The 15,912-nt window shown below is 43.4% G+C and carries 13 protein-coding genes; 6 read left to right on the top strand and 7 right to left on the bottom strand.

The features are described from left to right. Positions 1 to 390 precede the first annotated feature (390 nt). Both AC0YOD_RS02440 and AC0YOD_RS02435 read left to right on the top strand, forming a co-directional pair. A complete protein-coding gene (locus AC0YOD_RS02440) occupies positions 391 to 3,456 on the top strand; it encodes a transglycosylase domain-containing protein (protein ID WP_475797654.1) in 3,066 nt (1,021 codons plus the stop codon). 61 nt (positions 3,457 to 3,517) lie between these two features. Further along, complete coding sequence (locus tag AC0YOD_RS02435; RefSeq protein ID WP_475797653.1) at positions 3,518 to 3,901, top strand: VOC family protein; 384 nt, start codon at positions 3,518 to 3,520, stop codon at positions 3,899 to 3,901. Positions 3,902 to 3,989: 88 nt separating this feature from the next. Here AC0YOD_RS02435 and acsA read toward each other — a convergent pair whose 3' ends face one another. Then, positions 3,990 to 5,714, bottom strand: coding sequence for an acetate--CoA ligase (gene acsA, locus AC0YOD_RS02430; RefSeq protein ID WP_475797652.1), 1,725 nt, complete (start codon positions 5,712 to 5,714; stop codon positions 3,990 to 3,992). 240 nt (positions 5,715 to 5,954) lie between these two features. Here acsA and AC0YOD_RS02425 point away from each other — a divergent pair, with 240 nt between their 5' ends. Together AC0YOD_RS02425 and AC0YOD_RS02420 are read left to right on the top strand one after the other, a co-directional pair. After that, positions 5,955 to 6,590: a GNAT family N-acetyltransferase gene (locus AC0YOD_RS02425; protein ID WP_475797651.1), complete on the top strand. Its 636-nt coding sequence runs from the start codon at positions 5,955 to 5,957 to the stop codon at positions 6,588 to 6,590. An 89-nt stretch (positions 6,591 to 6,679) separates the two neighbouring features. Further along, complete coding sequence (locus tag AC0YOD_RS02420; protein ID WP_475797650.1) at positions 6,680 to 7,858, top strand: acetoin utilization protein AcuC; 1,179 nt, start codon at positions 6,680 to 6,682, stop codon at positions 7,856 to 7,858. 128 nt (positions 7,859 to 7,986) lie between these two features. Here AC0YOD_RS02420 and AC0YOD_RS02415 read toward each other — a convergent pair whose 3' ends face one another. Continuing rightward, a complete protein-coding gene (locus tag AC0YOD_RS02415; protein ID WP_475797649.1) occupies positions 7,987 to 8,685 on the bottom strand; it encodes a 5'-methylthioadenosine/adenosylhomocysteine nucleosidase in 699 nt (232 codons plus the stop codon). 5 nt (positions 8,686 to 8,690) lie between these two features. Next, on the bottom strand, positions 8,691 to 9,695 hold the full coding sequence (gene ccpA, locus AC0YOD_RS02410) for a catabolite control protein A (protein WP_475797648.1): 1,005 nt from the start codon (positions 9,693 to 9,695) through the stop codon (positions 8,691 to 8,693). Positions 9,696 to 10,039: 344 nt separating this feature from the next. Here ccpA and AC0YOD_RS02405 point away from each other — a divergent pair, with 344 nt between their 5' ends. Further along, positions 10,040 to 10,555 (top strand): PH domain-containing protein, encoded by a 516-nt coding sequence (locus tag AC0YOD_RS02405; protein ID WP_475797647.1) that lies wholly within the window; start codon positions 10,040 to 10,042, stop codon positions 10,553 to 10,555. 65 nt (positions 10,556 to 10,620) lie between these two features. On the opposite strand, the gene AC0YOD_RS02400 is transcribed toward AC0YOD_RS02405, so the two are convergent. Together AC0YOD_RS02400 and AC0YOD_RS02395 are read right to left on the bottom strand one after the other, a co-directional pair. Continuing rightward, positions 10,621 to 11,004, bottom strand: coding sequence for a hypothetical protein (locus tag AC0YOD_RS02400; protein WP_475797646.1), 384 nt, complete (start codon positions 11,002 to 11,004; stop codon positions 10,621 to 10,623). Between the two features lie 190 nt (positions 11,005 to 11,194). Then, entirely contained in the window at positions 11,195 to 11,632 is a 438-nt protein-coding gene (locus AC0YOD_RS02395) for a VanZ family protein (protein ID WP_475797645.1), read from the bottom strand. Between the two features lie 53 nt (positions 11,633 to 11,685). Between AC0YOD_RS02395 and AC0YOD_RS02390 the strand changes: the two genes are divergently transcribed. Next, a complete protein-coding gene (locus AC0YOD_RS02390) occupies positions 11,686 to 12,216 on the top strand; it encodes a type 1 glutamine amidotransferase domain-containing protein (RefSeq protein WP_475797644.1) in 531 nt (176 codons plus the stop codon). Here AC0YOD_RS02390 and ptsP read toward each other — a convergent pair. Both ptsP and AC0YOD_RS02380 read right to left on the bottom strand, forming a co-directional pair. Continuing rightward, positions 12,213 to 13,955, bottom strand: a complete 1,743-nt coding sequence (ptsP, locus tag AC0YOD_RS02385) for a phosphoenolpyruvate--protein phosphotransferase (RefSeq protein ID WP_475797643.1) — start codon at positions 13,953 to 13,955, stop codon at positions 12,213 to 12,215. The two genes, AC0YOD_RS02390 and ptsP, sit on opposite strands and share 4 nt — an antisense overlap. Then, positions 13,952 to 15,838 (bottom strand): glucose PTS transporter subunit IIA, encoded by a 1,887-nt coding sequence (locus AC0YOD_RS02380; RefSeq protein WP_475797642.1) that lies wholly within the window; start codon positions 15,836 to 15,838, stop codon positions 13,952 to 13,954. The genes ptsP and AC0YOD_RS02380 overlap by 4 nt, the downstream gene beginning before the upstream one ends. Positions 15,839 to 15,912 lie beyond the last annotated feature (74 nt).

The raw sequence follows: 15,912 nt of genomic DNA, 5'->3' as shown, positions 1-15,912 counted from the left end.
CGTTATTTATTACGCAACAAATAAGAAAATGTTTCCAAAATATGAACTTTTCACGCTTTTTAATTCAATAACTTATTTATGATCATTATTCTCTTATCATTTTAAAGAATTTTTATGAACTATCCTATATTTCGATGTCATTCTTTAACATAGCATTTCAAATAATAGCGTATGCTTTCTCTTCATTAAATAGGCACAGTATCTTGCTTCCAATCTTCACATTTTGCCGGAAAACTTTTTCCCGGTTGGATGCGTCTATATAGACGTAAAAATCATGCTGGCATCGTTTTTACTATTTGTATTCATAAGCAACCAATGCGCTAAACCCTGCTTACTACTTTGGTGATTTATGTTATAATAAGTCTGCTATTTGGAGGAGGAGTCATAAGAATGCAAGAAGATCGTCAACCTGCGCCAGTTAAAAGAAGCAAATGGCGTACTTTCGGCTTTGTAACTTTTATAACTGTAAAATGGATGGTTTATTTCCTTATCTTCATAGGTTTGCTTGCCGGAGGAGCGGTAACCGGCTATGTAGCAGCTAACGTGAAAAACGAAGAAATAAGACCCCGGACCATTATTGAAGAGAAAGTCGGCGAAAATGCCATAACCGGTTTTGTCTACTTCAATGATGAATCATTAGTTGGACAATTAAGAACATCCGAGGACAGAATGATCATTACATATGATGATTTGCCGCCTCAAGTCATTAATGCCGTATTAGGCATTGAGGACAATAATTTCATGGAACATAAAGGCGTCGATATCAGCGGCCTTGGGCGTGCCGTTAAGCAGAAGCTGCTTAATGAGGATACGCAAACAGGCGGCAGTACATTAACGCAGCAGCTTGCTCGTCGTGTGTTTCTCAGCTTAGACAAAACAGACAGCCGGAAAATCAAAGAAATATTTTTGGCTTTGCGGATGGAGCGTTATTTAACGAAGCCTGAGATATTGGTGGCTTATTTGAACAAGGTTCCGTTTGGCAACGGTTCAAGCGGATATAATTTATTCGGTATTAAAGCAGCAGCCAAAGGTATTTTTAACATTACAGATTTGAAACAGCTTAATATTGCACAATCGGCCTATTTAGCAGGACTTCCACAGCGGCCGTCCGCCTATACAGCGTATACAGGAAAAGGTCAATTTAATGAAAAAGGCTTTGAACTTGCGCTTGGACGTCAAAAGACCGTTCTCAAGCGTATGTTCGAGACAGGCAGAATCACTCAGCAGGAGCATGATGAAGCGTTGAAGTTTGATATTAGAAAAACGCTAGCAGCACCTAGCGAGAAAGCCTACACGACATACCCTTACTTAATGCTCGAAGCGGAGCGTCAAGCGGCAGAGATCATGCTCATGCAGCAGGATCCTACATTGACAAAAACGGATTTGAGCAAAAAAGAAAACGCTGCATTAATTGAGGAAGCTCGTGATCATCTGCTTCGCGGCGGTTACCATGTCTATACAACAATAGATAAAGATATTTATAAGCTTATGCGTGAGATTGGTTCAAATGAAGAAAACTTCTCTCCATACAGCGAAGAGAAAGGTCTGGAGCAAATCGCAGCGGTTATGCTTGATCACAAAACCGGCGCGATTGTGGGTATGCTTGAAGGTCGAGACTTCTATGAAGAGCAGCTCAATTATGCTACTCAAATGACTCGCCAACCAGGCTCGACTATGAAGACTATCGCAGCTTATTTGCCTGCTATCGAGCAAGGTATTATACAACCGGCAAGCATCATTGATGATGCCCCGATGGTAATGAAGGATGCACAAAAAGGCTTCCATATCCCTATGAACGTCACGAAAAAATTTGCTGGACTCGTAACAGCCCGTGAAGCGCTAAATCGCTCGTTAAATCTACCGGCTCTCAAAATTTTCAATGAAGAAGTAAAAATTGAAAATGCTTGGGAATTCGTCAAGAAGCTTGGTATAACGACGCTGCAGCCAGAGGATTCATACGCTCAAACAGGCGTTATCGGGGGGCTCAGCAAAGGTGTTAGCGTTGAGGAACTCACTAATGCTTATGGGTCCATTCCGAATAAAGGCGTTTTCAATGATGCTTACATGATTTCTCGCATTACAGATGCGGAAGGAAAGATCGTTTACGAGCATAAATTTGAACCAAAACGAGTTTTTTCAGAGCAAAGCGCTTTTCTGATGACAGATATGCTGCGTACCGTTATCTCTGATAGATCTGGTTCAGGTAATAAGCTTACATCCCAATTTGATAAGTATGGTAAAATTCCGATTGCCGGTAAAACCGGATCGACGCAAAATTATGGTGATGTTTGGTTTATGGGCTTCTCCCCTGACATTACCCTTGGCGTTTGGGCTGGCTATGAGGAACAGGTTAATTACTTGTCTGAAAAAGGTAAAGCAAGAGCTCGTTCCATTTGGGCTCTCATTATGAATAAACTAACCGAAACAAAACCAGAAATGTTCGTTACTGACACTTTTGAGCGTCCTGAGGGCATTGTCAAAGCAACAGTATCATCTGCTAGCGGTTTGCTTCCAAGTCAATTAACGAAAGATGCAGGCATGCTTGTAACGGATTGGTTCAACAAAAAGTATATACCGAAGAAAGTAGACGATTCACTCGTGAAGATGGCCTACATTTCTTATAACGGCGTAAACTACGTACCTAATCCTGCTACTCCGCTCGATATGGTAAAAGAACAAATTGTTATAAAACGCAAAAAGCCTTTGGATGCTCTTATGGATGAAATAAAAGCAGCCCAAGAGAAATTGCCTGCAAAAAGCAGACGGCCAATGGACATTTATTTGCCTGCTGATGCTGCAAATAACGCACCTTCGAAGACCGACCCTCGTGTCGATGACGGGGCTGCTCCGCCTCCACCTGCAAGCGTGAAGATGCAGGAAATAAATGGCCAGCTAGTCTTTACTTTTAGCGATAGTACAGCATCGGATGTTGTTGGTTATCGTGTGTACAAATCAGTGAATCAGGGTGCTTATGCGAAGGAAGGGTCTTCGATCATTGTGGGTGACGAGAAGAAAATGAAGTTTGCCGTCTCCAGTTCAAAAAGCTACTCCGTATATGTAACTGCAGTTGACGTGGCTGGCAAAGAATCCGTGCCAAGCCAGATCATGCAATATGGTAATACTCCGGTTACACCAGACCTGCCAGGTGCAGGTAATGGAGCAGGTGGAAATGAAACTGGCTCAACAACAGCCCTCCCTGCTGCTCCGACAGGCTTGCAGGCTGAAAAAACAGATGTTAGCGTACGTCTAAGCTGGTCACCAAACAGCGTGTCCGACCAAGTTACGCAATATCATATATATTTCAGCCCGGCAAGCGATGGTCAGTATACAAAAATCGCATTTACTGAGGAAACGAGCTACGAATATGTAGCACCTCTTATTACAGGCACATTTTATATCACCTCCGAAAATGGCAGCGGTCAATCGACCCCATCCTCTGCGGTAACGGTGAAATAACAACCTAAGTAGCACCATTCATTTCTCAGAAACAATTCTCAAATAAGAGAGGAAGCTGACAATGACGACAAGAAGATTGGATCACGTTGGTGTTATGGTAAAGGACATCGATGCATCAATAGCCTTTTATACAACCATTCTCGGATTTCAACTTAAGGGCAGAACACCGCATTCAAACGGAGTGATAGAGCTCGCCTTTCTTGGTTTTGGAGCTTCCGATGAGACAGAGCTTGAATTAATCCAAGGCTACAACAGCAGTCTGCCTGCAGAAGGCAGAGTGCATCATTTCGCAGTCAATATTACAGATGTAGAAGCTGAATTTGATCGCTTGAAGAAGCTGGATGTGAAATTCATTGATGAAGGCATTACAACACTTCCTAACGGCTATAAATACTTCTTTGTATCCGGTCCAGAGGGTGAATGGATTGAGCTGTTCCAACGGTAGGAACAGCTAGCAAGACGAATAATAAAAACAGAAAGAGGATGCCTCATGTGAGGCATCCTCTTTCTGTTTTTATTAGCAAGCCATTCAGTTAATCCTCAATCGTTGACAGATCGCCTGTTGGCAAGTTTAATTCCCAAGCTTTTAGGACACGACGCATAATTTTACCGCTGCGTGTTTTCGGAAGTTTATCTTTAAATTCAATTTCTCTTGGCGCAGCGTGAGCTGATAAACCTATTTTTACGAACTGTGAAATTTCCTGTTTAAGTTCATCTGAAGGCTCAAAGCCTTCACGAAGCGCTATAAACGCTTTAATGATTTCACCCCGCATAGGGTCCGGTTTACCAATTACGCCTGCCTCAGCTACCGCTGGATGCTCGACAAGCTTACTCTCTACTTCAAACGGACCTACCCGCTCTCCTGCAGTATTAATGACATCGTCGATACGTCCTTGGAACCAGAAGTATCCATCCTCATCCATATAAGCGGAATCACCCGATATATACCAGCCTTGCAAGTAAAAATACTCTTCATATTTTGAAGGATTATTCCAAACCTTGCGCATCATTGAAGGCCAAGGTGTACGGATAGCTAGATTGCCCATACGATAAGGAGGAACCTCATTGCCGCTATCATCAATAATAGCTGCTTTTACGCCTGGCAATGGCTTGCCCATTGATCCTGGTTTGATATCCATGCTTGGATAGTTGCAAATAAGCTGACCGCCCGTTTCCGTCATCCACCAAGTATCATGTATACGCTGGCCGTAAACCTTCATTCCCCAGCGTACGACTTCTGGATTCAAAGGTTCTCCTACGCTGAGTACATGACGCAGGCTTGAAAGGTCAAATTGCTGCGATACATCATCCCCTGCTCCCATAAGCATACGGAATGCTGTTGGAGCGCTATACCAGACCGTTACGCCATATTTCTGAATAACGCCGTACCAATCGCTCGGACTAAAGCGGCCGCCGCGAATGACGTTAGTAGCGCCATTAAGCCATGGTGCAAAAATACCGTATGATGTGCCGGTAACCCAACCTGGATCAGCCGTACACCAGTAGATGTCATCCTCTTTCAAATCAAGAACAATTTGTCCAGTATACTTGTGCTGTATCATGGCATTTTGGACATGATACACGCCTTTCGGTTTTCCAGTAGAACCTGATGTATAATGTAAAATAAGTCCATCCTCACGCTCGAGCCACTCTATCTCCGCTTGATCGGATGCCACTGCCATCTCCTCAGCAAAATCAATAATGCCCTCTTCCTTCGGGATGCCTTCGCCAAATACGATAATATTTTTGAGATTTGGAAGTTCATCGCGCTTGATCCGTTTAAATAGAGCAGGTGTTGTAATAATTGCAGTTGCATCACTGTCCAACAGTCTGTCTTTCACTGCTGTCTCCATGAAAGCTTCAAACAATGGTCCTACGACAGCGCCAACTTTAAATGCGCCCAATGCGCTGATATAAAGCTCAGGCGTTCGCGGCATAAAGATAAATACCCGCTCGCCTTTGGTGATACCTAGCTTGCGCAACACGTTAGCAAAACGATTGGACTGCTTACTCAACTGCTCAAATGTATAGGATTCATCCCGTTCATTATCGCTGTAGTATAGCGCAATCTTGTCGCCTTTGCCTTGCTCAAGGTGACGGTCGATCGCTTCATAAGCCATGTTCACTTTACCTGTGCTGTGCCAACTAAATTGGCTTTCGATTTGATCCCAGTTAAACGAACTTACAGCATCCTCGTAATTTTTTAAATTCGGATTAGTTGCTGTAGCTGGAATACGTTCCTGATGCAAGTTGATCATATTGTCACTCTCCCATCTTCTATCTCTTATCTACTAAGAGAATACGCTTTCAAAACAAATTCAAGCCTGAGAAAAATAAGCTTGCAACACTTGTGAACCATTTTTTTTAAACCGCCAAAGTTATTATAGCATATCCGAATTATTTTCGACTACGCTTTTCATTTTCTTAAATGTTTGTTATAAAGAAGATTAGAGATTCATTAACACTAGCAGCACTATAACCTGCGAGGGGGTAACGCTTTGGAACACCGAAAGCGTTTGCAGCGAGAACAACTCGCTCTAGACGCCAACCGCGAGTTGATCTTGGAAGGCCCTGTCCCTCCGGAGAGAATTAGCGGGATGACCATGCATAAAGCACTGGACGCTTTTCGCAGACCCCGTGAGCAGCATGAAGCACTTGTTGAAATAGCTGGTTTAGATGAAGGCCGTATCATTTTGGCACGTGAAGGTGACACCATTATCGGATATGTGACATTCCACTATGCTGATGAGCTGGAACGTTGGTCTGAAGGCGGAATGGACGACCTGATCGAGCTTGGCGCTATTGAAGTAGCAGATGATTATCGCGGTTACGGCATAGGAAAAAAATTAATTCAGCTCGCTTTTGCAGAGGAGCAATTTGAGAATGTCATTATTTTTACGACGGAATATTACTGGCACTGGGATCTTGAAGGCACGAAGCTGAATGTTTGGGAGTATCGTAAAATGATGGAGAATTTAATGAAAGCGGTCGGAATGGTCTGGTTCGCTACGGATGATCCCGAAATTTGTTCTCATCCCGCCAACTGCCTGATGGTTCGGATCGGTAAAGAGGTTCCGCTCAGCTCCGTCGAGCATTTTGATCGAGTACGCTTTCGTCAACGTTTCATGTACTAAGCTCATGCTTACGAAGTAGGTTTGCATAGCAAACCTTAGCTCATGCTTACGAAGTAGGTTTGCATAGCAAACCTTTAAGGAGGATAGGGATGGCTTCAGATGCTATTTTCATTCATGATTCCAATTCAAAAGAATATAAATTCGGTGAAGAGCATCCATTCGATCCTCTTCGCTTAGCTTTAACCATCGATTTGCTTAAATCGGTAGATGCTTTGCATCAAGAAGAAATGGAAGCGCCTCCTTCTTATGACGAGGATGAGCTGCTATCACTTGTTCACCGTACTGATTATTTCAATGCAGTCAGGCAATTAAGCGAGCAATGCAGCTTTGAAGAAGGCAATATTGTTGCGGAGCAGTTTGGTTTGGATACGGAGGACACGCCTTTTTTTCAAGGTGTGCATGAAGCTGCTATGAAAATCGTCAGCGGCTCTGTAGCGGCCGCAGATGCCGTTATGACAGGCAGAGTGAAGCATGCCTACCATCTTGCTGGAGGGCTTCATCACGCCTTTCCAGATCGAGCCTCAGGCTTCTGCGTTTATAATGATGCCGCAGTTGCCATTAAGCATATCCGGCAAACCTATAACTCACGAGTATTGTATATCGACACAGATGTGCATCACGGTGACGGGGTCCAATGGGTATTTTATGACGATCCTGATGTATGTACTTACTCCATACATGAAACGGGAAAATTTCTGTTTCCTGGTACGGGCTTCGTTCATGAAAAAGGCGTAGACCACGGATTTGGCGCTTGCTTTAACGTTCCGCTTGAGCCTTATACAGAGGATGATTCATGGCTTGAAAGCTTTAATATCACTATTCGAAAAGTGATAGCTGCATACAAGCCGGATGTTATTATTAGCCAGCATGGCTGTGATGCTCACGTGCTTGATCCGCTCTCACATATTCATTGCAGCATGCGCATCTACGCTGAGATACCGAAGATTATCCATGAGCTGGCGCATCAGCATACGAACGGTCGATGGATAGCGCTTGGCGGCGGCGGCTATGATATCTATCGCGTCGTACCTAGAGCATGGTCACTCGTTTGGCTTACGATGAGTAATCATCCAATTGCTGACGCAATAGCAGCAGGCAATGAAGTCAAGCTACCTCAAAGCTGGCTTAAGCATTGGGGTGCTCTGAGTCCCTTCGATCTTCCATCGCAATGGATGGATGATACCGACAGTATCGAGCCTATACCTAGACGCTTAGAAATAACGGAGAAGAATAGAGCAACACAAGCTATCGCTATACAAGATTTATAAGCATTTTGGAACGAAGCACTCCTACTGATCCTTTTACTATCAACTGTTACAAAAAAAGAAAGCCGCAGTCTGGAGGTTTTCCAAAACTGCTGCTTTCTTTATGGTGTCATCATTATATTGTGAAAAATCTAGATGTTCCGTAACATATCGTCAATAATTTGGTACGAATGATTCGATGCCGTTACAGTGAACTCGGCAAAATTCACATGTGCAGATCCATCGGCCTTATCGGACATCGAACGAATAATTACGAACGGAATTTCATTCATATCACATACCTGTGCAACAGAAGCGCCTTCCATCTCTGCGCATGCTCCTTGCATCGTTTCATGTAGCAGCTTAACCGTCTCGCGGCTTGCAATAAATTGATCGCCGGAGAGAACCTTGCCCTTCAAACTATGTCCAGAGAAAAGACGTTCGCTGGCTGATGACGCAAGCTCTACTAATCTTGCATCAGCCATAAATTCTGATCTTGCATGGAAAGGAATCGTTCCTCGAGCAAATCCAAGCGGTGAACAATCCATATCATGTTGAATGCAGCTCGTCGAGACAACAATATCTCCGATGTTCAGCTGCGGATCAACTGCTCCAGCAACGCCTGTAAACAGCACGCAATCTGCACCTAAATCAAGCAAAATTTGTGTGCAAACCGCTGCGTTTACTTTACCTACACCAGATTTGCAGTAGATGACAGCTTTTCCGTGAAAGTTGCCTTCGTAGTAGGTAATTCCTGCTTTCGTAATTTGAGACACTACATCCACATGCTCATGCAGCAATTCAATTTCTTCTGCCATAGCGCCTATAATTCCAATTTTAGAAAAAGACATGTTGTTTATATTCCTCCAACTGATTGACGATGAACCATTTCATGCGGAAGCACTACTTTGGATTGGTCTACATTTTCCTTCTTCATCAGCTTTGTCAGCAAACGCATGCTTACCGCGCCGATATCATACATAGGTTGAGCAACAGCAGTAAGCTGAGGACGAACCATAGAAGCCATTCGGCTGTTATCCACACTAATAACGGAGAAGTCTTCAGGAACTTTCAAGCCCGCATCTTGGATGCTGTGAATAGCTCCAATCGCCATTTCATCTGTTGCAGAGAAAATAGCTGTTGGACGCTCGTCCAATTCAATGAAATATTTCATCGCTTCTGCACCTGATTCATAACGATAATTACCAGTGCGAACCAGAACATCATCATAAGCAATGCCAGCTGATTCAAGGGCATTCTTGTACCCTTGGAATCTTGCATAGCCGATGGATGGATCCTGCAACGTACCGCTGATCATCGCAATTCGTTTGTGCCCTTGTTCAAGCAGCACTTTAACAGCGTCAAATGCAGCAGCTTCATGATCGATATCAACAGACGGAATTTGACCGCCTTCATCAGAAGTTGCACATAATACGATCGGTACATTTGCTGTTTTGAAAGCTTGCTGATGCTCTTCCGTTACTGCTCCGCCCATAAATAGCAATCCGTCTACCTGCTTCTCCAAAAGAGTGTTGATGACACGGATTTCTTTGTCCTTCTTCTTATCGGCATTGCACAAAATGATATTATAATGATACATATTCGCAATATCTTCAATTCCACGAGCTACCTCAGCAAAAATAGCATTAGAGATATCGGGAATAACAACGCCTACTGTAGTGGTTTTCTTGCTTGCCAAACCACGTGCTACTGCATTTGGACGATATCCGAGACGTTCAATTGCTTCAAATACTTTCTTTCTAGTTGCTGGTTTCACATTAGGATTGTTATTGACAACCCTAGAAACCGTAGCCATAGATACTCCTGCTTCTCTTGCTACATCATAAATGGTTACCGTCACAGTGCTTCTCTCCATTAGCTCAGATTTATAATTTACGTACGCCGCATATTATCGTAATCATAGCATAAAGGGGGGTTCAAAGCAAAACAAGAATGAGCAAATCCCTTGATACCACTATGTTTTCATGAGTTTTCATAGACTCGTATGACTCTCAATCGAGAAGTTGTTAGCAAGCGTTTAGCAACCAAATTGAAAGTGAAATCCATAACACCCGATCTTTAGTGGGTCTATCAGCATGTATTTTACTGTTATCATTTAGAAACCAATTGTTGAAATCATATGGATATAGTAGAATACTATCCAAGTAAGAGCCTTATCAAACTATTCTAAAGGAGCTCATACAAATGGCATTTTGTGTTAACTGTGGTGCAAAAAATCAAGAAGACAGCAATTTTTGTGCAAATTGCGGTACAAGAACAAATCCTATACAAGATGAACTGCCCAAATCAGATTCCACAACTGAACCTATCTCTTCATCCAAGCCGAATCCAGGTTTTCTTTCAGAAATAACCTTATGGGAAGGAAAACCTCAAGGCGTAAGCGATCGCTTAAAGGATGTGGCGCATGTTAATTCCACACATTATAAAGTAACGAATCAACGAATAATCGTGCGAACTGGTTTGATTGGCAAAAAAACAGAAGAAATCGAGCTTATCGGAGTGAAAGATATTTCAGTCACGCAGTCTATGGCTGATCGTATTTTAGGAGTCGGCTCCATAACCATCCTGTCAACAGACAAAACTACACCTGAACTTATACTAGATGATGTGAAAGATGTGCAAAGCGTCAAAGATATTATTCGTAATGCCGTCAGAGAAGAGAAAGCTACCCATAACGTTAATTATCGCGAACATATGTAAATTAAAACTAAGAAGCTCCTCACCAATTATGGCGGGGAGCTTCTTAGTTTCATCTGTTATTCCCTCTAAATGCGTAAATTCCGACGACTTAATTGCTCGAGTCTTTTCTTTAAATCCGAAATCCACGCTTCATCCTTAAGAGACTCTGCAAGCAAGAACAAATCCAACAAATGATTAATTCGCTCCTCAATAAGTCTCTCAACTTCAGAGAGATCGGTCTTCCCCCTATCAGCCTTCACTTCCACTAATAAATTGGCCCATTCATTGCATTCATTGAACAGAAAGGATTGTTTATCAGGTTTCGCTCCTAATTGAGCGATTAATTCCCTTAAATCCGATTTCACTTCAGGAAAAACCTCACTGCGACTACATGCTGTGCAGGAGTAGATTGGAACGTTATCAATCTCCACTTTTCCCGAAAAAATAACTGTGCGCAGTTTCATCTTCATGATGTCACCGCAATGACACCGTTTATGCAAAATGGCCCACTCCTTCTTATGTAGCTAAGAGATGGCTGAGCATCTCTATTCAGAGTAATAACGCTTAAATTATTCGACCTTTTTTGCGAAAATTCCTGCTTCGACAGCTATGTAATTTTTACTACTAAAATCATAATTAATCGTGCATATATGCACTTGATTATGAAGCGATTCTTCTCCATATTTTACGAATCGGGGGCAAGCTTGAGAACACTGTCCAAAAGGCAGCGCCAATAAGATCATTTCTTACATCCATCGGATCGGGAGCCCTGCCGTTTACATGAAGTTGATGCCATTCATCCGTTATTCCGTACAACCCACAGATAATAATAATGACCACTTTCATCCAAAAACGATCACCCTTTTTACCTATGCCAAAATCAATGGTTACGGCGAGAACAAAATAAAGAGCAAAATGTCCCCAATTAAAGTCATTCATGAAAGGTAAGAACTTTTGAAAAAAAGGCAGCATGGTATTAATTTCATCACCGGTTCTTGAGGATAAAATATAAATTACACTCATCCAACCGAGAGTCGGTAAAAATCGAAGCCATCTTAATGGACGATTCGAGGTTTTTGCAGGCTCAGTTTGCTTCATCGTTTCTCCTTCGTTACAATAATAGAGATATTTAATAGATGGAGGGGATTTATATGTCATTGCAAAACAAAACCGTCATCTGCTTACTAGACGACGAATTTGAAGACTTGGAGCTATGGTATCCCGTTTACCGTGTCCGTGAAGCTGGAGCTACCGTGCTCTATGCAGCGCCGGAAAAAGGAAAAACGTATATAGGTAAGTACGGCGTACCCGCTGTAGCTGACTTGTCATATGATGAATTGAATAGTGAGGATATCATTGGTTTGCTTGTTCCTGGAGGTTGGGCGCCAGATAAAATTCGCCGTTATCCAAAGGTATTGCAGCTTGTTCAAGAGCTAAATGCCGCTGACAAGCCAATCGGACAAATATGTCATGCTGGCTGGGTGCTCATCTCAGCTAAAATACTAGAAGGCCGTAAAGTGACCTCCACGCCGGGTATTCGCGATGATATGGAAAATGCAGGCGCCACTTGGTTTGACGAAGCAGTCGTCGTCGACGGCAACCTCATTTCTGCGCGTCGTCCACCTGATCTCCCGCCTTATGCCAAAGCTTTCGTAGATGCATTAGAACAGCGAATGGGTTAACCATTCGCTGTTTTTTTGTCTATATCCTCTATAAACTCGTTCAAATGCTTCAATATTTCTGTGCTGGTTCGACAGCCGAACAATTGCTGAAACACAATAAGGCTGTCTTCCTGTGTTGTGCATAGCAGTCTTTCCTTCACAGGCAAAATAGAATGAGACGACATACTGAGCTCATCAACATTAAGGCTAAGCCATATCGGCAATGCTCTCAAATCTCCTGCAAGCTCGCCGCATACGCCTACTGTAATTCCCTTGCGCTTCGCTGCTTCAACTGTCATTTTAAGCATACGTATCAAGGCAGGATGATAGGGCTCATATAAATGAGATATTTCCTCATTCATTCGATCCACCGCTAGCGTAAACTGAACCAAATCATTGGTGCCGATACTGAAGAAATCAACCTCTTCCGCTAATAGATCGGCAATCATGACAGCAGCAGGCACTTCAATCATAATGCCTACCTTCATCCCTCTATCATAAGGCAGACCCGCTTCTTCAAGCTCGAGTTTTGCCTCGTTTAAAACAGCATTGGCTGCTCTTACTTCATCAACCGAAGAGATCAAAGGAAACATAAGCTTTATTTGTCCGTAAGAGCTGGCTCTCAAAATAGCTCGCAATTGTGTTTTGAACAAATCCTGTCGATCAAGAGATATCCGTATAGCTCGATAACCAAGGAAAGGATTGTCTTCCTCTGGAAGCTCGAAATAATCCAGATGCTTATCTCCACCAACATCCAATGTTCGAATAACGAGCGGACTACCGCCAAGCTTCTCTGCTACACTGCGATAAACCTCGAATTGTTCTTCTTCCTTAGGAAAGCGATTCCGATCCATATACAGGAACTCTGTTCGAAACAAGCCCACGCCATGAGCACCGCTTGACAGTGCAATTTCAAGCTCTTTATAAGAGCTTATATTTGCAGAAAGCTCCAACTTTTTACCGTCAGGCGTCACTGATAAATGACCAGCAATATCATGCAGCTTCTTTTTAGCTTCGGTTTGGCGATCATGCAGCTCTGTATAAGTATCGATAACACGCTGCTCGGGCTCAATATATAACGATCCATCGGTGCCGTCGATTATAAGGGTCTGGCCAGTTATAATTGGCTCGACCAGCTTAGTTTCAACGCCTACAACAAGCGGAACACCTAATGCTCTAGCCATTATGGCAGAATGCGATGTCGTGCTCCCTGCAAGGGTAACAATGCCAAGCACATGCTTAGGATTAATGTGAGCCAGCTGAGAAGGAGATAACTCTTTCGCAATAAGAATAAACGGTTGCGTATCCGAAGGCAGCGTTATTTCTGGCGCGCCAAGCAGATGCTTCAGCAAGCGATTACCAACATCCTTAATATCCAGCGCACGTTCCTTCATATATTCGTCATCAAGCAAATCGAACATTGTTACAAAGTGATCAATCGCTTCCTTAACAGCAACCTCTGCTGCTTTATACTGCCGCTGAATGATGCCTTGTATTTCATTCATAAAAACAGGATCGTCCAAGATGGCGATATGAGCATCGAAAATATGTGTTTCCTCTGAGCCGACTACATCCCTGAGATCATCTTTGATCTGTTCGATTTCTGACTTAGAGGTACGAATACCTTCGTACACACGTTCGAACTCCCGGGCAAAATCAGCAACATCAATCTTCTGCTCCGGAAGCTCCCATTCCCAATTTGGAAGCACAAACGATCTCCCAATCGCAATGCCCGCTGACGCTCCTATACCTTGAATCATTGTGTTTCCCCTCCACTATTTCTCTCTTTAAGTACAACAGACATTACCGAAGACTGTCCTTTTTTCACTGCTTTAAATGGTGCGAAGCGCCATGAATGTACAAGATTAGAATTTGTGATGACCATCGGCGTTGCCATTGACTTTGCTTCCTTACGAATGCGATGCAAGTCGAATCGAATAAGAAGCATACCTGGCGTTACTTCGTCCCCTTCTTTAACAACCGCGTTGAAATAGCCCTTGCCGGCAAGATGTGAAGTATCAATGCCGATATGAAGCAGCACTTCAAGTCCTTCAGGCGTCTTTATCCCAATGGCATGCATGGTTGGGTAGATATGCATGATTTTACCCTTCACAGGGGAAACGAGTTCTCCCTTATCTGGTATGAAAGCAACCCCTTGTCCTACAAGCTTGCCGGCAAAAATAGGATCCGGAACTTCCTCCAGCGGAATCATCCGACCCTGCATAGGTGAATGGAACAGCACTTGCGCTTGATCGCGATGGATCGTCTTAATCATTTCCTCACGAATGAGCTCGGAGAAAGTGCCAAACACAACCTGAACCTGTCCTCCGCCTAGCTTGATAACTCCAGCCGCTCCTAGATTTCGAAGAGCATTTACGTCAATCAGCTTCTCATTGGAGACTTTAAGCCGTAACCTCGTGATGCATGATTCCATGCGTTCAATATTTTGCTTACCACCAATAGCTTGCAAAATAAGCGGTGCTCGATAAGGTATATCCCCTGCCCACTCATCAAGCTGCGAGCCTTCCTCACGACCAGGTGTCGGAATTCGAAAACGTCGAATCGCCCAGCGGAACAAGAAGTAATATACAAAACCTACGACAATCCCTATCGGTATGATTAGCCAGCCGCGCGTAGCCAAATGCTCATTAATGACAAAGTCTATCGCTCCTGCTGAAAATGAAAACCCATGCCTTATTCCGAGCTCATAAGTCAGCCACATAATACCGCCTGACAAAATAGCATGAACGACATACAGATACGGTGCTACGAACAAAAAGGCGAATTCCACCGGCTCCGTAACACCTGTTAGGAATGATGCTAAGGCAGCATACAGAAACGTCTTTTGAATTTTCGGCTTTAGATCCTCTCGCGCCTCATGAATAATTGCGAAAGCGATTGCCGGTAGAGCAAACATCATTGTTGGATACAAGCCAGCCATGAATGAACCGGCGGTTGGGTCACCTGCAAAGAAACGCGGCAAATCACCGTAGACCATTTCTCCAGTTGATGTTTCGAAGCTGCCAATTTGAAACCAAAACACATGGCTTACTAAGTGGTGCAGACCAAAAATAACTAAAATACGATGAACCAATCCGTATAAGAACACACCGAAGCCGCCGCCCGAGGCAACAATGTTGCCCAGCTCAATAAGCATGTCCTGCAAATAGGGTGCAAATCTGATCATTCCTATTGAGAAAAATAATGTAATAAAGCTTACAAATAACGGAACAAACCTTGGTCCGCCAAAAAATTGTATGTACTCCGGCAGCTTAAGACTTTTGAAGCGTTCGTGACTCACACCTGCCAAAATGCCGATTAGAGCTCCAATAAGAACGGTTGGTTCTATTGGAACCTCTGCTGTACTCGTAATGCCGCTGTAAATAATCATGCCAGTCAGTGCTGCCATACCGGCTGCTAGCGCATTACCAGTTAAACCAAGTGATATGCCTAAAGCAAATATATATGGCAAAAACGTAAATATCGTTTCACTGGCTGCTACTAAATAGCCTGCCATACCCGGCAATCCTATATAATCCCACGGCAGATTACTTAAACTCAAAAAAATAGCTGCCCCTGGCAGTACAATCATCGGCAGCATGAAAGCCCTACCGAGCTGCTGCAGGCTTCCCATGAAAATCATCATACACCTCCCAAAAGTTTTGCGTAGCAAAACTGTCTTCGTAAGCATCAGCTTAGTTTTGCAGAGCAAAACTG

It is taken from the genome of Paenibacillus sp. J31P13 (genome assembly GCF_056269295.1).
The sequence above is the reverse complement of the archived record's forward strand: the minus strand, read 5'-3'. Positions and strand labels throughout refer to the sequence as shown.

Coding starts and splice junctions, on each gene's coding strand:
- AC0YOD_RS02440 (WP_475797654.1), top strand. CDS start 391: ATGCAAGAAGATCGTCAACCTGCGCCAGTTAAAAGAAGCAAATGGCGT.
- AC0YOD_RS02435 (WP_475797653.1), top strand. CDS start 3,518: ATGACGACAAGAAGATTGGATCACGTTGGTGTTATGGTAAAGGACATC.
- acsA (WP_475797652.1), bottom strand. CDS start 5,714: ATGATCAACTTGCATCAGGAACGTATTCCAGCTACAGCAACTAATCCG.
- AC0YOD_RS02420 (WP_475797650.1), top strand. CDS start 6,680: ATGGCTTCAGATGCTATTTTCATTCATGATTCCAATTCAAAAGAATAT.
- AC0YOD_RS02415 (WP_475797649.1), bottom strand. CDS start 8,685: ATGTCTTTTTCTAAAATTGGAATTATAGGCGCTATGGCAGAAGAAATT.
- AC0YOD_RS02405 (WP_475797647.1), top strand. CDS start 10,040: ATGGCATTTTGTGTTAACTGTGGTGCAAAAAATCAAGAAGACAGCAAT.
- AC0YOD_RS02400 (WP_475797646.1), bottom strand. CDS start 11,004: ATGAAGATGAAACTGCGCACAGTTATTTTTTCGGGAAAAGTGGAGATT.
- AC0YOD_RS02395 (WP_475797645.1), bottom strand. CDS start 11,632: ATGAAGCAAACTGAGCCTGCAAAAACCTCGAATCGTCCATTAAGATGG.
- AC0YOD_RS02390 (WP_475797644.1), top strand. CDS start 11,686: ATGTCATTGCAAAACAAAACCGTCATCTGCTTACTAGACGACGAATTT.
- ptsP (WP_475797643.1), bottom strand. CDS start 13,955: ATGATTCAAGGTATAGGAGCGTCAGCGGGCATTGCGATTGGGAGATCG.
- AC0YOD_RS02380 (WP_475797642.1), bottom strand. CDS start 15,838: ATGATTTTCATGGGAAGCCTGCAGCAGCTCGGTAGGGCTTTCATGCTG.